The sequence below is a fragment of the Paraburkholderia caledonica genome (assembly GCF_000383275.1).
GTDB lineage: Bacteria > Pseudomonadota > Gammaproteobacteria > Burkholderiales > Burkholderiaceae > Paraburkholderia > Paraburkholderia caledonica.
Map to the genome: position 1 here is coordinate 61,679 of NZ_KB911041.1, position 14,647 is coordinate 76,325.

General features: G+C 61.6%; 17 protein-coding genes. 15 read left to right on the forward strand and 2 right to left on the reverse strand.

Going from position 1 to position 14,647, the window contains the following annotated elements:
- Positions 1–24: 24 nt before the first annotated feature.
- The gene (locus H281_RS0122365; protein WP_020069380.1) at positions 25–1,029 is read left to right on the forward strand and encodes a S49 family peptidase; all 1,005 of its coding nucleotides are present in this window, start codon (positions 25–27) and stop codon (positions 1,027–1,029) included.
- A gap of 93 nt (positions 1,030–1,122) precedes the next feature.
- Here the strand turns inward: H281_RS0122365 and H281_RS0122370 are convergent, their stop codons facing one another.
- A complete protein-coding gene (locus tag H281_RS0122370; protein ID WP_020069381.1) occupies positions 1,123–1,842 on the reverse strand; it encodes an SAM-dependent methyltransferase in 720 nt (239 codons plus the stop codon).
- Positions 1,839–2,456, reverse strand: coding sequence for a Maf-like protein (locus tag H281_RS0122375; RefSeq protein ID WP_027804852.1), 618 nt, complete (start codon positions 2,454–2,456; stop codon positions 1,839–1,841). Before H281_RS0122375 ends, H281_RS0122370 begins: the two co-directional genes overlap by 4 nt.
- Positions 2,457–2,842: 386 nt before the next feature.
- Here H281_RS0122375 and H281_RS0122380 point away from each other — a divergent pair, with 386 nt between their 5' ends.
- The 14 genes from H281_RS0122380 to H281_RS0122445 all read left to right on the forward strand — a co-directional run bounded on the left by H281_RS0122380 (position 2,843) and on the right by H281_RS0122445 (position 14,533).
- Positions 2,843–3,487 carry a DUF177 domain-containing protein gene (locus H281_RS0122380; protein ID WP_020069383.1) on the forward strand — a complete coding sequence of 215 codons (645 nt, stop codon included), beginning with the start codon at positions 2,843–2,845 and terminating at the stop codon, positions 3,485–3,487.
- 101 nt (positions 3,488–3,588) lie between these two features.
- Positions 3,589–3,768 carry a 50S ribosomal protein L32 gene (gene rpmF / locus H281_RS0122385; RefSeq protein ID WP_006051932.1) on the forward strand — a complete coding sequence of 60 codons (180 nt, stop codon included), beginning with the start codon at positions 3,589–3,591 and terminating at the stop codon, positions 3,766–3,768.
- A gap of 172 nt (positions 3,769–3,940) precedes the next feature.
- Positions 3,941–5,047 carry a phosphate acyltransferase PlsX gene (plsX, locus tag H281_RS0122390; RefSeq protein ID WP_027776481.1) on the forward strand — a complete coding sequence of 369 codons (1,107 nt, stop codon included), beginning with the start codon at positions 3,941–3,943 and terminating at the stop codon, positions 5,045–5,047.
- Entirely contained in the window at positions 5,047–6,036 is a 990-nt protein-coding gene (locus H281_RS0122395) for a beta-ketoacyl-ACP synthase III (RefSeq protein WP_020069385.1), read from the forward strand. The genes plsX and H281_RS0122395 overlap by 1 nt, the downstream gene beginning before the upstream one ends.
- A gap of 98 nt (positions 6,037–6,134) precedes the next feature.
- A complete protein-coding gene (fabD, locus tag H281_RS0122400) occupies positions 6,135–7,070 on the forward strand; it encodes an ACP S-malonyltransferase (RefSeq protein ID WP_020069386.1) in 936 nt (311 codons plus the stop codon).
- 71 nt (positions 7,071–7,141) lie between these two features.
- Positions 7,142–7,891, forward strand: a complete 750-nt coding sequence (fabG, locus tag H281_RS0122405) for a 3-oxoacyl-ACP reductase FabG (protein ID WP_020069387.1) — start codon at positions 7,142–7,144, stop codon at positions 7,889–7,891.
- Between the two features lie 150 nt (positions 7,892–8,041).
- Positions 8,042–8,281 (forward strand): acyl carrier protein, encoded by a 240-nt coding sequence (acpP, locus tag H281_RS0122410; RefSeq protein ID WP_004197638.1) that lies wholly within the window; start codon positions 8,042–8,044, stop codon positions 8,279–8,281.
- A gap of 231 nt (positions 8,282–8,512) precedes the next feature.
- A complete protein-coding gene (gene fabF, locus H281_RS0122415; RefSeq protein ID WP_020069388.1) occupies positions 8,513–9,751 on the forward strand; it encodes a beta-ketoacyl-ACP synthase II in 1,239 nt (412 codons plus the stop codon).
- A 115-nt stretch (positions 9,752–9,866) separates the two neighbouring features.
- On the forward strand, positions 9,867–10,250 hold the full coding sequence (locus H281_RS0122420) for a protein YgfX (protein WP_027804853.1): 384 nt from the start codon (positions 9,867–9,869) through the stop codon (positions 10,248–10,250).
- Between the two features lie 115 nt (positions 10,251–10,365).
- The gene (rpoE, locus tag H281_RS0122425; RefSeq protein WP_006051939.1) at positions 10,366–10,965 is read left to right on the forward strand and encodes an RNA polymerase sigma factor RpoE; all 600 of its coding nucleotides are present in this window, start codon (positions 10,366–10,368) and stop codon (positions 10,963–10,965) included.
- Positions 10,966–11,048: 83 nt separating this feature from the next.
- The gene (locus H281_RS0122430; protein WP_020069390.1) at positions 11,049–11,663 is read left to right on the forward strand and encodes a sigma-E factor negative regulatory protein; all 615 of its coding nucleotides are present in this window, start codon (positions 11,049–11,051) and stop codon (positions 11,661–11,663) included.
- A gap of 4 nt (positions 11,664–11,667) precedes the next feature.
- Positions 11,668–12,711 carry a MucB/RseB C-terminal domain-containing protein gene (locus H281_RS0122435; RefSeq protein ID WP_020069391.1) on the forward strand — a complete coding sequence of 348 codons (1,044 nt, stop codon included), beginning with the start codon at positions 11,668–11,670 and terminating at the stop codon, positions 12,709–12,711.
- 35 nt (positions 12,712–12,746) lie between these two features.
- Positions 12,747–14,273, forward strand: coding sequence for a DegQ family serine endoprotease (locus tag H281_RS0122440; protein WP_020069392.1), 1,527 nt, complete (start codon positions 12,747–12,749; stop codon positions 14,271–14,273).
- The gene (locus H281_RS0122445; protein ID WP_020069393.1) at positions 14,270–14,533 is read left to right on the forward strand and encodes a glutaredoxin family protein; all 264 of its coding nucleotides are present in this window, start codon (positions 14,270–14,272) and stop codon (positions 14,531–14,533) included. The genes H281_RS0122440 and H281_RS0122445 overlap by 4 nt, the downstream gene beginning before the upstream one ends.
- Positions 14,534–14,647 lie beyond the last annotated feature (114 nt).

The following is a 14,647-nucleotide window of genomic DNA, read 5'->3' on the forward strand; positions in this document are numbered from 1 at the left end:
TTCCTCGAAAATTCCACTGCACGCATGTCCGATAATTTGACGCCTGAAACGAAAGAACCGGCTATGAGTGGCCATAGCCGCGTCTCCGCCGACGAGCCCGGCTGGGAACGCGCGGCGCTCGAGCGCATAGCGCTTGCTGCAATCAACGAACAGCGTGCCGCTCGCCGCTGGAAAATCTTCTTCCGTCTGCTGTTTCTTGTCTTGCTGGGACTGGTGATCTGGGCGGTGTTCATATTTTCCGGCGACAAGCTGGCGGCTACGGGCCGTCATACGGCATTGATCGCGCTTGACGGCGAAATCTCCGCAGATACGAACGCAAACGCCGAAGATGTTGGCGCGGCGCTCGAAAGTGCGTTTGGCGACGCGGGCACGGCCGGGGTGATTCTTCGCTGCAACAGCCCGGGTGGCAGTCCCGTGCAGGCGGGAATCATTTATGACCAAATTCGTCGATTGCGTGCCAAACATCCGTCAATTCCGCTCTACGTCGTCGTGGGCGACATGTGTGCGTCGGGCGGTTACTACGCTGCCGCTGCCGGCGACAAGATCTATGTCGACAAGGCGAGCATCGTGGGCTCAATTGGCGTGCTGATGGACAGCTTCGGTTTCACCGGTCTCATGGACAAGCTGGGCATCCAGCGCCGCCTGCATACATCTGGCGAGAATAAGGGGTTTTATGACCCGTTCTCGCCCGAAACGCCGAAGATGGACGAGCATGCGCAAGAAATGCTCGATCAGATCCACGGGCAATTTATCGACGCAGTTCGCCAAGGTCGCGGCAAACGCCTTCACGAAACGCCCGATATGTTCTCCGGGCTCTTCTGGACCGGTCAGAAGAGCGTCGAACTAGGTCTCGCGGATGGTTTTGGCGACGCCAACTTTGTGGCGCGCGAGATTATCAAGGCGCCGGAGATCGTCGACTACACGGTCAAAGAAAGCATCACCGACCGCGTCGCGCGCAAATTCGGCGCGGCCGTCGGCAATGGCGCCGTGCACGCGATGGCGCTGGGCGGCAAGCTCAACTTGCGCTGACCGAAACGAGGTCCGCCTGTCGCAAAAGCCCCGCGCGGTCGTTCGGACCGGGTGGGGCTTTTTTGCATCGAAGTGGCTGGGAGGCCGATTCGTTCAAGCGGCCAGTATCAGAAAAATCGCCGGCCGTTTATGCAGATCGAGTGCCGGTTTCTTCTTCCAGTCGGCCACCGTGTGGCTGCGGATCGTTTCCGTTTGCAGCGTCAGATCCACAGCGACACAAACCAGTGTCGACGGCGCGCAGGTTGCCAGCAAGGTGTCCAGCAGTGCGCGGTTGCGATGCGGCGTTTCAATGAAGATCTGCGTCTGCTTGCCTTTGCGCGATGTCAGTTCGAGCTCGCGCAGGCGTTTGGCCCGTTCGGTCGCGTCGACCGGCAAATAGCCGTGGAAAGCAAAACTTTGGCCGTTGAGCCCGGAAGCCATTAGCGCAAGCAGGATCGAGCTCGGCCCTACGAACGGCACGACCTTGACTCCGCGTTCATGCGCCCGCCGCACCAGCAGCGCGCCCGGATCGGCTACCGCAGGGCAACCCGCTTCGGATACGAGGCCGGCGTCCGTGCCGGCCAGAACCGGCGCGAGCAGTCTGTCGATCTCGCCGGCCGGCGTGTTGACGTTCAGTTCGCGGATCTCGATTTCCTGGATGGGCTGCTCGGTGCCTACCTTCTTCAGAAATGCTCGTGTGGTCTTGGCGTTTTCGCCGATGTAGTACCGAAGCGCCGCGGCGCGGGCTCGCACCGGGGCCGGCAGGACGGCGTCGAGCGCGTCGGCATCGCCTTCGCCTAGCGTATTGGGAATCAGATAAAGCGTGCCGCTCATTGCGCCCCCAATAACGGATAACCCGCCGTCAGCAGCATGTCCGAGAGCGCAATCAGCGGCAGGCCGACGAGTGCAGTCGGATCGTCGGAATGGATGGCTTCGAGCAGCGCAATGCCGAGCCCTTCGGACTTGGCGCTGCCGGCGACGTCGTACGGCGTTTCGGCCACAAGATAGGCTTCGAGCGCTGCGTCCGGCAGTTCGCGGAATCGCACGCGGGTGATCACGTCGACGCTCTGGGCGGTTCGCGAGCGGCTGTCGAAAAGACACAGCGCACTATGAAACAGCACCTCGCGGCCGCGCATTGCTTGCAATTGTGCGAGCGCCTTGTCGTGAGTCCCCGGCTTGCCGATTTGCAGGCCGTCGTAAGTGGCGACCTGGTCGGAGCCGATTACGAGGGCGGCTTCGTCGGCGGGAAGCGCGCTGGCAACCGCTCGAGCCTTCGCCTCGGCGAGCCGCAAAGCGGTGGCGTCAGGCGCTTCGCCGGCGTGCGTGGTTTCGTCGATCGCGGGCACCGCAACGTCGAATGGAATGCGAAGGCGTTCAAGTAACTCGCGTCGATAGGGCGAACTCGACGCCAGAATGACGCGTGGCGGGCTTTGTGGGGAGTCTGGCATGGGCGATCAACGGCTAAAAGGGCGGGACGTACGACGTTGCGCGGAGGCCGCGCTGGTACGAGCTTAAGTGTTTGACTCGAAAAGACAAAGCGGATATGATTTTGGGCTTTTCATCGGTATGCTTGCGTCAGGCGTGACTCGCCGGGCGTGACGCGGTGAGAGCCGGAAGGGTAGCTGCAAGCAGGGCTGCGGTGTCGCTGCGGTCATGCAGTTTAGCGGCAATACAATCGTGCATCGCTCAAGTTTCGCGGCCTTCTCGCGGACCGATTCACCCCGTGATTTACCCTTGATTGACCCGTGAGTTGCCGGTGTTTAACCGGCGAAATTAGCCGACGAATTAGCCGACGAAAGCAACCGGCGAAATCATTGCCGACGCAGGAGCGCACATGACTCAACATCCTGGCAAACCTGCAGGTCTGTCCGACCCGCATGAACTCGATCTGTTCGAATTCGCGCGAAGTGGACGGCAGGCCGCGGGTGTCGTGCGCGTCTCGCAACTGCCGCGCATGTTAAACGAAGTCCCGGCAGAAGCGCTAGAGCGCGACACCGCGTTCACGTGGCAAGCCGAAGGGGCGACGCAGCCGGAATTGCAGGACGACGGCACTGAGGGCCCTCAACCTTATCTGAGGTTGGCGATCCACGGCGCTGCATGGCTCGAATGTCAGCGATGCATGACACCGTATTCGCAGGCGTTCAACGTCGACGCAACTTATCGGATCGTCAACACCGAGGCGGAAGCCGAAGAGTTTCCGCTCGACGAGGATGAAGTCGAAGTGATCGTGGGCTCACGCCAGTTCGATCTCATCGACTTGATCGAAGAAGAGTTGCTGCTTTCTTTGCCGCTCGTGCCCAAGCATGAGGTCTGTCCCGAGGTGCACGAAAGTCTCGTCTCGGGTGTGGCCGGTGCCGAAGGCGAAGGTGACGAAGCCGCGTTGGACGAAGCAGGCGAGGGCGATGAGCCCGAGCGGCCGAATCCGTTCGCCGCGCTCGAAAGTCTCAAGCGCGGCGAGCCGGGCGACAAGAAGCATTGAACAGTTGCATGGGAGCGCGATACGGGCGCATTGGCCATTCGGCCAATGGCGGACACCGGGTCGGGCTGTGTTAGAATTCGGAAAATTTTTAGGAGTTAGTCATGGCAGTTCAACAAAATAAGAAGTCGCCGTCGAAGCGCGGCATGCACCGTTCGCACGATTTCCTGACGGCAGCGCCGCTGGCCGTGGAACCGAGCACGGGCGAAGTGCATCTGCGTCACCACGTTAGCCCGAACGGCTACTATCGCGGCAAGAAAGTCGTCAAGACGAAGAACGACTAATCGTTTCACTGCGTTGCGCCAACTGGCGTTTCGCGTGGCGATCAGCTCGCTTGACATTTTCCCGGCTCGGCAAAAAGGCGGCATTCGTTTGCCGCTTTTTTGTGTCGATCGCAGTTGCAGCTTCAGCGCTTACTGCGATCTCATGCAGAGCGCCTGAAATTCGCCGCACTCCATGACAGTAAAGCTCACGATAGATTGCATGGGAGGCGACCACGGCCCGTCCGTGACCGTTCCCGCTGCCGTCAACTTCGTTCGTTCGCACCCCGACGCGCAATTGCTGCTCGTCGGCATTGAGACTGCGATTCGTGCGCAGCTGAAGAAGTTGAAGGCTCAGGACCTGCCGGCGCTGACGGTCGTATCCGCTTCCGAGATCGTTGCAATGGACGACCCGGTCGAGGTCGCGCTGCGCAAGAAAAAAGATTCATCCATGCGCGTCGCGCTGAATCGCGTCAAGGAAGGCGAGGCGCAAGCCTGCATTTCCGCCGGCAATACCGGCGCACTCATGGCGGTTTCGCGTTATGTGCTCAAAACGCTGTCGGGAATCGAGCGCCCGGCAATTGCGTCCGCTTTGCCGAACCCGAACGGCTACACCATGATGCTCGACCTGGGCGCCAACGTCGACTGCGAGCCGCAGCATCTGCTGCAATTCGCGGAGATGGGGCACGCGCTCGTGTCGGCGCTGGAAGGCCGTGAGCGGCCCACCATTGGTCTCCTGAATATTGGCGAAGAAGTCATCAAGGGCAACGACACCATTAAGCGTGCCGGGGAGTTGCTGCGCGCGAGCACACTTAACTTTCACGGCAACGTAGAAGGCAACGACATCTTCAAGGGCACGGTCGACGTGATCGTGTGCGATGGTTTCGTCGGCAACGTGGCGCTCAAGACCTCTGAAGGCCTCGCGCAAATGCTGTCGAACATCATCAAGGAAGAGTTTGGGCGTTCGTGGCTCACCAAAGTGATGGCGGTGCTCGCGCTGCCCGTGTTGATGCGCTTCAAGAAGCGCGTCGATCATCGGCAATATAATGGTGCTGCGCTGCTCGGGCTGCGCGGACTGGTGATCAAAAGCCACGGTTCCGCCGATGCCTACGCGTTTGAGTGGGCTATCAAACGCGGGTATGATGCCGTCAAAAACGGCGTGCTGGAGCGCCTTGCGCAAGCGATGGAAGAGAACGCGGGTTCTCTTGAACAGGCAGCGCGCGACGCAAGCGGTGCGGGTCACGCAAGCCCCATCGCAGGCCAGCCGGCCGAGCCCTACGCTGCGCAATCCTCGAAGGCATAATGGCTCAATCGACAATTTATTCCCGCGTCCTCGGTACCGGCAGCTATCTGCCGCCCGCGCGCGTCACCAATCAGGACCTCGCTGAGCGTCTGGCGAAGCAAGGCGTCGAAACGAGCGACGAGTGGATCGTGGCCCGCACGGGCATCCATGCACGTCACTTCGCGGATCCTGATGTCACAACCAGCGACCTCGCGCAGTTCGCGTCGCTGCGTGCGATCGAAGCGGCGGACATCGACCCGCAATCCATCGATCTGATCATTGTTGCCACTTCCACGCCGGACTTCGTGTTTCCGAGCACGGCGTGCCTGTTGCAAAACAAGCTCGGCATCAAGAATCACGGCGCGGCGTTCGACGTGCAGGCCGTCTGCTCCGGCTTCGCTTACGCGGTGGCTATGGCCGACAGTCTGATTCGCGGCGGCCAGCATCGCACGGCGCTCGTCGTCGGCGCCGAGACGTTCTCGCGCATTCTCGATTTCAATGACCGCACCACATGCGTGCTATTTGGCGACGGCGCCGGCGCGGTGATCCTGCAGGCGTCGGACGAGCCGGGCGTGCTTGCGAGCGCATTGCATGCAGACGGCAGTCATTCGAACATTCTGTGCACGCCGGGCAACGTGAACGGCGGTGTGATCGCCGGTAGCGCGTTCCTGCATATGGACGGGCAGGCGGTATTCAAGCTGGCCGTGAACGTACTCGAAAAGGTCGCGGTCGAGGCACTCGAAAAAGCGAATCTTTCCGCCGATCAGATCGACTGGCTGATTCCGCATCAGGCCAACATCCGCATCATGCAGAGCACTTGCCGCAAGCTCGGCTTGCCGCAGGAACGCATGGTCGTCACGGTGGGCGAGCACGGCAATACGTCGGCTGCGTCCATTCCGCTCGCACTCGACGTCGCGGTCCGCGACGGTCGCATCAAGCGCGGCCAGAACGTGCTGATCGAAGGCGTCGGCGGCGGCTTCACGTGGGGCGCGTCGGTCATTTGCTACTAAGCGGGCCGACTTCAGGCGGCGCTCTTCATGCGCCCATGCGTCGCGTGCTTTCGAGCCGCGCGCACCTCACATCTGACTAAATCGATTTTGGGGACGATATGAAATTTGCGTTCGTTTTTCCCGGACAGGGTTCGCAATCGGTCGGCATGCTCAACGCATTTGCCGACCATGCGGTTGTGCGCGAGACAGTTCAGGAAGCGTCCGACGCGCTGAATCAGGACATCGGCAAGCTGATCGCCGAGGGCCCGGCCGAAGATTTGAATCTCACCACGAACACGCAGCCGGTCATGCTGACCGCGGCCTACGCGATTTATCGCGCGTGGCAGCAGGCGGGCGGCCCCGCGCCGGCCATCGTCGCGGGTCATAGTCTCGGCGAATACACGGCGCTCGTCGCGGCTGGCGCGATCGCGTTTCGCGATGCCGTGCCGCTCGTGCGTTTCCGCGCGCAGGCGATGCAAACGGCGGTGCCCGTCGGCGAAGGCGGCATGGCGGCGATCCTCGGTCTGGACGACGACACTGTGCGCGCTGTTTGCGCCGAAGCGGCGGCCACGGGCGTCGTCGAAGCGGTCAATTTCAACGCGCCTGCTCAGGTCGTGATCGCGGGCCACAAGGCAGCGGTCGAAAAAGCCTGTGAAGTGGCGAAGGCGAAGGGCGCAAAGCGCGCGCTGCCGCTGCCGGTATCGGCGCCGTTCCATTCGTCGCTGCTGAAGCCGGCGTCCGATCAATTGCGCGAGTATCTGGCGAGCGTCAACGTTCAGGTGCCGTCGATTCCGGTCATCAACAATGTCGACGTCGCGATCGTGAACGAGCCGGCGCAGATCAAAGATGCACTGGTGCGCCAGGCGGCCGGCGCCGTGCGCTGGGTCGAATGCATTCAGGCCATGGCGGCTCAAGGCGTCACGCACGTCGTCGAATGCGGGCCGGGCAAGGTCCTTGCGGGCCTCACGAAGCGTATCGACGGCAATCTGGTCGGCGCGTCCGTGTTCGATCCCGCTTCGCTGGAAGAAACGCTCAAGCTCGTTACGGCAGGCTGAGCGCTGCATCGCAAAGACAGCAACAGGCATCAGCAATCAATCAGCCCTCCGAAGGGCATTCGGACCGACAGATGGAAAAGAATCTCGATAAGCAGATCGCAATCGTAACGGGCGCCTCGCGCGGCATTGGCCGCGCCATCGCTATGGAGCTCGCGCGCCAAGGCGCAACGGTGATCGGCACGGCGACCAGCGAAAGCGGCGCGGCGGCAATCAGCGAAGCGTTCAACGCGGCCGGCGTAAGCGGGCGCGGCGCGGTGCTCGACGTGAACGACGCGGCTGCTGCCGAAGCGCTGATCGAAGGCACGGTGAAGGAATTCGGTGCGCTGCATGTGCTCGTGAACAATGCCGGCATCACGCAGGACCAACTGGCCATGCGTATGAAGGACGACGACTGGGATGCGGTGATCGACACCAATCTGAAGTCGGTGTTCCGTCTGTCGCGCGCGGTGCTGCGTCCAATGATGAAGGCGAAGGGCGGCCGCATCATCAATATCACGTCGGTGGTCGGTTCGGCAGGCAACCCTGGGCAGATCAACTACGCCGCGGCGAAAGCGGGTGTGGCCGGCATGACTCGCGCGCTTGCACGCGAGATCGGCAGCCGTGGCATTACCGTGAATTGCGTGGCGCCCGGTTTCATCGATACAGATATGACGCGCACGCTGCCGGAAGAGCAGCAAACGGCGCTGAAAACGCAGATTCCGCTGGGCCGTCTCGGCAGCCCGGAAGATATCGCACACGCCGTCGCATTCCTCGCGTCGCCGCAAGCAGGCTACATCACCGGCACGACGATGCATGTGAACGGCGGAATGTACATGTCGTAACCAAATTCGGTTACTATCCGCGCCTTGATGCGTTTGCAAACGCGTAAGGCGCATGCCTTGACAGCAACCTGATGCGCCGCTTTTTTGCCGGGTCAAACCTGATAAAATGCGCGCACCTGTATTTTTGAACTTCTTTCCCTTGGAGGGGTAATGGACAATATCGAACAGCGCGTCAAGAAGATCGTCGCAGAACAACTGGGCGTGGCCGAAGCTGAAATCAAGAACGAAGCTTCGTTCGTGAACGACCTCGGCGCCGACTCGCTGGACACGGTTGAACTCGTGATGGCCCTCGAAGACGAATTCGGCATGGAAATTCCGGATGAAGAAGCCGAGAAGATCACCACCGTTCAGCAAGCGATCGATTACGCTCGCGCAAACGTCAAGGCCTAAGGTCATTCGCGCCTGCGTTTATGCGTTAGCGGCGTATGACGCCCTGCCGTGTCGGTTGCCGACGCCAGCGGGGTCGCCATTTTTTGCCGTGAGGTGTGCCGTGCAGGAGCCAGCGATGTTGACAGCGCATTCTTCAGCGCGATTGCCGACTTAACAGCCACAGGGTACACAGGTCAGGTTCCTGTGGCCGCTGTGGCTTTTGTTTTTGTCATCTATGAAAAAGGGGTTACCGTGAGCCGCCGTCGTGTTGTTGTTACAGGCCTGGGGCTGATTTCGCCTGTTGGCAATAATGTTGCCGACGGCTGGGCCAATCTGGTCGCCGGCAAGTCGGGTATTGCCAATATCACGAAGTTCGATGCGTCGAACTTCTCGACTCGTTTCGCCGGCGAGGTGAAGGGCTTCAATATCGAGGACTACATCCCCGGTAAGGAAGCGCGCCACATGGATACGTTCATCCATTACGGCGTGGCTGCCGGCATCCAGGCGATGCAGGACAGCGGCCTGGAAGTCACCGACGAGAATTCGGAGCGTATCGGCGTCGTGGTCGGCTCGGGCATCGGCGGTCTGCCGATGATCGAAGTCACGCAAACCGAATTGCTCAATCGCGGCCCGCGCCGCATTTCGCCGTTCTTCGTGCCGGCGTCGATCATCAACATGATCTCCGGGCACCTGTCGATCAAGTTCGGCATCAAGGGTCCGAATCTCGCCATCGTCACCGCGTGTACAACGGGTTTGCACTGTATCGGCGAGGCTTCGCGCCTGATCGAATACGGCGACGCAGACGTGATGATCGCGGGCGGTGCGGAATCGACCGTGTCGCCGCTCGGAATCGGCGGCTTTGCAGCGGCCCGCGCGCTGTCGCAACGCAATGACGATCCGGCGACGGCAAGCCGTCCGTGGGACAAGGATCGCGACGGTTTCGTGCTCGGCGAAGGCGCCGGCGTGATGGTGCTCGAAGAGTACGAACACGCGAAGGCTCGCGGTGCGAAGATTTACGCCGAAGTCGGCGGCTATGGGATGAGCGGCGACGCCTATCACATGACCGCACCGCTCGAAGACGGTGACGGCGCGCGCCGCTGCATGCTTGCGGCCATGAAGAACGCCGGCATCAATGCCGATCAGGTCAACTACCTGAACGCGCACGGCACGTCCACGCCGCTCGGCGATCTGGCTGAGACAACCGGCATCAAGCGGGCGTTCGGCGACCATGCCAAAGACATCGTCGTGAATTCGACCAAGTCGATGACGGGTCACCTGCTCGGCGGCGCCGGCGGTCTTGAGTCGGTGTTTACCGTGCTGGCTGTTCACCATCAGGTGTCTCCGCCCACGATCAACATCTTCAACCAGGACCCCGAGTGCGATCTGGACTACTGTGCCAACACTGCACGGGAGATGAAGATCGACGTCGCGCTGAAGAACTCGTTCGGGTTCGGCGGCACGAACGGTACGCTCGTCTTCAAGCGCGCCTGATCTCTCGCAACGGGTGACGCGCCAGCCAACGGCGCCGGCTTTGCCGGCGCTTTTCCGTGATACGGCCAGCTTCGGAGGAACGTCGCATTAAATCGTGCTGCGGCGTTCCTTCGCGATGCGCGTTGCGTTGGCTGCTTTCGTGGTGACGGCGTCGTGTGCGGTGTATAGCTGCATGGCGTCGTGGCTCACCGCATGGCAGGCGGTTCCGTTGACGCTTGCGGTGTTTGCGCTCCTTACGCTTTGCGCGGTCAGGCACGACCGGGCGCAGCCAGCGGCGCTCAGAATGGGACGCGAGGGCATTTCTGTCTGGGGCCGGGCCGGAAATCTGCTCGTTTACGGTCGAATCGCCGGCTGTGCGCACTGGAGCGACCGTTTGCTGGTGCTCGAAGTGACGCCAGACGAAGGTCGCCGTCAAACGCTTCTTGTTCCCGCCGACACTGTGCCGACGGCCGTTTTCCGCGAACTCGCGGTGCGCGGGCGGCGCCGCGCCGGCGCGTGACTGTAACGAAAGTAACCGCTGTTACCGCGCGTCATGACCTCCGTAACGTGCCTCGTCGACGGGAACGCTACAATGGTGCCCCCGTCATGCGCCCCAAAGTTAACGGATTTATCAGGTGAGCGAAAAAGAAATTGATCAGGTGCTGGTCGAGCGCGTCCAGAAGGGCGACAAGGCCGCCTTCGAGCTTCTGGTCTCCAAATACCACCGCAAAATTCTCCGGCTAATCTCGCGCCTCGTGCGCGACCCCGCCGAAGTAGAAGACGTTGCGCAAGACGCTTTCATCAAGGCGTATCGGGCGTTGCCGCAATTTCGCGGGGAATCGGCTTTTTATACGTGGTTGTACCGGATTGCGGTCAACACGGCAAAGAACTACCTTGCGACCCAAGGCCGGCGCGCGCCGACTTCGACCGAAGCAGATGCTGAAGAAGCTGAAACTTTCTCGGACGCCGACCAACTAAGGGATATCAACACGCCTGAGTCGATGTTGATGAGCAAGCAGATCGCTGAGACGGTCAATGCTGCGATGGCGGTTTTACCGGAAGAGCTGCGTACCGCCATTACTCTTCGTGAAATTGAAGGTTTGAGCTACGAGGAAATCGCTGAGATGATGGGCTGCCCAATCGGCACCGTCAGATCGCGAATTTTCCGCGCTCGCGAAGCCATTGCGGCAAAATTGCGTCCGTTGCTTGACACACCTGAAGGCAAGCGCTGGTAAGTCACTAGCGCGCCGAATGGGGCGCGGGTGCAATATCTGGATTAGTGGTGTCACTACGGGGTCTTTGTAAGATGGGGAGCATCATGGGGTCGGTCTCGATGCAATCGCAAGCCAGCTCGCGCGGCGAGCGTCTGTCCGCTTTTGTCGACGGTGAGCTGTTCGGCGAAGAGCATCTGAATCTGGACAAGTTTCTGTCCGAGCTGGACGGCGAAGATCGCGCCGCGTGGTCCAGCTATCACCTGATCGGCGACGCATTGCGTTCCGACGATCTCGCCGTCGGTGCCGCGGCGAGCAGCGCATTCCTCAGCGGATTCGCCGCCCGGTTGGAAAGCGAGCCGCATTTGCTCGCGCCGGCAGCCATACCGGTTACGCGCCGTCTGCTAGCGCTGCGTCGCCGCGTGGTGCCGGCCTTCGCGGTGGCCGCCGCGGCCGCCACGCTTACGTGGATCGTCGTGCCGCAACTGCAGGGCGTACCCGGCGGGCCGGGCTCGACGCAGGTCGCTTCGGTTTCCTCCCACGGCGACGCGGTGCAAAAGGTTGCCATGGCGTCCGTGCCGGTGGCGCAAGACGCGAACATCATTCGCGACGCGGGTCTCGACCAGTATCTCGAAGCTCATCAGCAGTTCGCGCAGCAACCCGTCATGCCGGGCTCAATGCCGCTGATCCGCGCTGCTGCAGTCTCCACGCAAGGCCAATAGTTTGATGCAGACTCCGCGGTTGAATATAACGACTATCTGGGGGCGGCTGCCGGCATTTCTGTTCTGCGCAGCTGTGTTGTTGTCCGCTACACCGCGGGTTTTTGCACAAACCGACGACCCGCTCGTCGCCCGCCGCACCGCTGCCGATCTGCTGGATCGCATCCATCAGGCTGCGCAGCAACAGAACTACGAAGGCGCGTTTGTCTATCAGCGGGGCAATTTCGTCCAGACGTCGCGGATCGCGCACTATGCGACGAAGGCAGACGGCGAATTCGAGCAGCTGGAAAGCCTCGACGGCAAGCCACGCAAGATGCTTCGTCACAATGAGGAGCTGTATACGTTCGTGCCGGAACGGCATTTGTGCGTTGTCGAAAAGCGCCAGAACAAAGACTCGTTCCCGGCGCTGCTTGCCGTAAGCGGCGAGCAGGTCCTGTCGGTGTACGAGCCGAAACTGCTCGGCGACGACCGCGTTGCGGGCATCGAAAGTCAGGTGATCGAGCTCGATCCGAAAGACGCCTACCGATTCGCTTACAAACTGTGGGCCGACAAGAAAACCGGCCTGCTGCTGCGCGCACAAACGCTCGATCCAAGCGGTCAGGTGCTCGAACAACTGTCGTTCTCGCAGATTCGCATCGGCGTGCCCGTCGACAAGGCGGGCATTGTCAACGGTATTCGCAATACCGCGGGCTGGACGGTGGTGCATCCGCCCATCGAACCGGTCGATATGGCCGCGCAGGGCTGGCAGTTTGGCGTGACGGTGCCGGGCTTTCGCAAGATCCGTGAACTGCGCCGCCCAATGGCGGCGCGCGAAGCAGGCCAGCCCACCATTCCTGTGGATCAGGCCGTGTTCTCCGACGGCCTCGCCGCGATCTCGGTGTTCATCGAGCCGGTTGAAAACAACACGCGCAAGGAAGGCGCGGGCAGTACCGGTGCTACGCACGTACTAGTCAAGCGCCGCGGCGACTTCTGGATTACCCTGCTCGGAGAAGTGCCCCAGACCACGTTGCAGCAATTCGCGTCTGCCATAGAATACAAGGCTCCGAAGTAATCCTCCGAATCCTGAATCCCTCGGCTTCCAACGATATGACGACTTTCTCGGTGCGCAAATTCCTCGCGGCCGCGGTGGTGGCGGCATGTTTGCCGTTCGCACCGCATACGGCGTCAGCGGCCTCCGCAGCCAATCTGCCCGACTTCACCGACCTCGTCGACAAAGTCGGTCCGGCGGTCGTCAACATTCGCACGACCACGCGCGTGACGAACAGTGGCGCGCGCGGCGGTTTGCCGCCCGGCATGGACGACGGCGACATGTCCGAGTTCTTCCGGCGCTTTTTCGGCATTCCGATGCCGCAGTCGCCGCAATCTCCCGGCGCGCCGCGCGGCGGGGACAATGGCGGCCATGGCGGCAGCGGCGGTAGTGGTGGCAGCCAGGACACGCCGGACAGCAACGATCCTGAACAGAACAGCGGCGTCGGCTCGGGCTTCATTCTGTCGGCGGACGGCTACGTGATGACCAACGCGCACGTGATCGACGACGCGGACACCATTTACGTCACGCTCACCGACAAGCGCGAATTCAAGGCGAAACTGATCGGCGTGGACGATCGCACCGACGTCGCGGTCGTGAAGATCAGCGCGGCGAATCTGCCGACCATCACCATCGGCGACTCGAACAAGGTTCGCGTGGGTGAGTGGGTGGTCGCAATCGGCTCGCCGTTCGGGCTCGAGAACACGGTGACGGCCGGCATTGTCAGCGCGAAAGGGCGTGACACGGGCGACTATCTGCCGTTCATCCAGACCGACGTAGCCGTCAATCCGGGCAATTCGGGCGGACCGCTCATCAACATGCAGGGCGAAGTAATCGGCATCAACTCGCAGATCTACAGCCGTACCGGCGGCTTTATGGGCATTTCGTTCGCGATTCCGATCGACGAAGCGATGCGCGTAGCCGATCAGTTGAAAGCGTCCGGCAAGGTGGTGCGCGGCCGCATCGCGGTGGCGATCGGCGAAGTGACCAAAGACGTCGCTGATTCGCTCGGTCTGCCGAAGTCGCAGGGCGCGCTTGTCAGCAGCGTCGAGCCGGGCGGTCCGGCGGACAAGGCAGGCGTGCAGCCAGGCGACATCATCCTGAAGTTCAACGGTCATTCGGTCGATACGGCTACTGACTTGCCGCGCATGGTCGGCGATACCAAGCCGGGCACGAAGGCGACCATTACGGTCTGGCGCAAGGGCCAAACGCGCGAGCTGCCGGTCACGATCGCAGAGATGCAGCCGGACAAGACTGCAAAGGCCGATCAGCGCAAGCCACAGGCGCCGAAGCAGCGGGCCACGAATGCGCTCGGCCTGGCCGTCAGCGACATCCCGTCCGATCAGCTGAAGGCGCTGAAACTGCGCAACGGTGTGCAGATTGACGCCGCGGACGGTCAGGCGGCACGCGTCGGCCTGCAAAAGGGCGACATCATCCTGCGTGTGGGCGACACGGATATCACGAGCGCGAAGCAGTTCGACGAACTGACGTCGCATCTGGACTCGCAGAAGATGGTCGCACTGCTGGTGCGTCGCGGCGAGAACACTCAGTTCGTGCCGATTCGCCCGCGCAGCGCTCAGAAATGACAACGGTGGCGCCGCTCACGCTTTATTCGCGCGCGTGGTGCCACTTGTGCGACGACATGCGCGCCGCGCTCGAGCCCTTGCTGGCCGAGTTCGGCGCGCAAATAGAAGTCATCGACGTCGACAGCGACCCCTCGCTCGAAGCCCGCTACAACGAACTGGTACCCGTTCTGTTGTGCGACGGAATCGAGCTTTGTCACTACCGTCTCGACGAATCGCGGGTGCGTGAAGCGTTGGCTGCCCGCACCGCTGCGGCCTCCTGAGCCGGTCTTTCGTCGACGGTCTCTGCATCCAGGCCCTGCAAGATGCGCCGGGCGTCGGCCTTTTCGGCTAAAATAGATAAGTTTTTCACCTACTTACAAGGCGTGCTCCGCTAT